The organism is Vibrio sp. Vb0349, from assembly GCF_033338975.1.
Genome location: NZ_JAWOTS010000223.1, coordinates 1 through 1,350, shown reverse-complemented (window position 1 = coordinate 1,350; position 1,350 = coordinate 1). Strand labels below are relative to the sequence as shown.

1 protein-coding gene is annotated in these 1,350 nt (G+C 50.0%); it reads left to right on the top strand.

What is annotated here, in order from left to right:
- On the top strand, positions 1-1,350 hold a 1,350-nt coding region (locus R7Q47_RS24725), incomplete at both ends, for a molybdopterin oxidoreductase family protein (protein ID WP_318089909.1).

The following is a 1,350-nucleotide window of genomic DNA, read 5'->3' as shown; positions in this document are numbered from 1 at the left end:
ACAGCCGTGACCGCTCTCAAGGCAGAACCGAACAGCTAAAAGCCGTCGATACCATTTGTACCTATTGTGGTGTGGGTTGTAAGTTGACCATGTTTGTCGATGAGCGACAAAACAAAATCCGCTATGTAAAAGGGGCGGATTCGCCGGTTAACCAAGGTATGCTGTGCGTGAAAGGCCGTTTTGGTTTTGACTTCATTAGCAGCGAAGAGCGTTTAACGACACCGCTGATTCGTAAAGATGGTTGGTTGCAGCCAGCAAGTTGGGACGAAGCGATTCAGCTAGTGGCTTCGAAGCTTTCGACCATCAAGCAAGATTTTGGTAACAACGCACTGGCCGGATTCTCTTCAGCGAAAACCACTAACGAAGATAACTACGCGTTTCAAAAATTCATCCGTCGTGAACTGGGTACGAACAACGTTGATCACTGCGCACGTTTGTGTCACGCATCAAGTGTGACAGGGCTTGAAGCATCGTTGGGGAGTGGTGCGATGACCAACGACATTCCGAGCATTAAGCATTCCGATGTGATCTTTATTATCGGTTCTGACACCACATCTGCGCACCCGATCATCGCTTCGCACATCAAACAGGCGATTCGTCATCACGGGGCGCGCTTGATTGTGGCAGACCCGAAACGAGTGGACATGGCTGAACATGCAGAGCTGTACTTAGCGCATCGTCCGGGCACGGATGTTATGTTGCTCAACGGCGTGATGCAGCAAATCATCAAAAATGGTTGGTACGATCAAGAATACATCGAAGAGCGCGTCGACGGCTTTGATACCTTGCTTCAAGAGGTAATGTCGCCAGCGTACAATCTCGACAAAGTTGAGTTAGTGACGGGCGTAAAAGCGGACGATATTTTCGCGATGGCGCGAATGATTGGTACGGCAAAACGCACGGCGGTGTATTACTCAATGGGTATTACCCAGCATACAACAGGGCACGACAACGTTCGTTCGATTGCAAACCTGCAATTGTTGTGTGGCAATATCGGTATTGAGGGTGGTGGTATTAACCCACTGCGCGGTCAATCAAACGTGCAAGGTGCGTGTGATATGGGCGCATTGCCGAACTGTTATCCGGGATACCAAAAAGTGTATAACCCGATTGTTCGTCAGAAATTCGCGATTGAGTGGGATGCGCCGAACTTACCTTCTGAGCAAGGGCTTACCCTAACGGAAATCATCGATGCGGCGTGCAAACGAGAAGTTCGCGGGATGTACATCATGGGCGAAAACCCAGTACTGAGCGATCCAAACCAAGCACACGTGATTGAAGGGTTAGAAGCACTCGACTTCTTGGTCGTGCAAGACATCTTCCTCACCGAGACGGCGCAGTACGCCGATG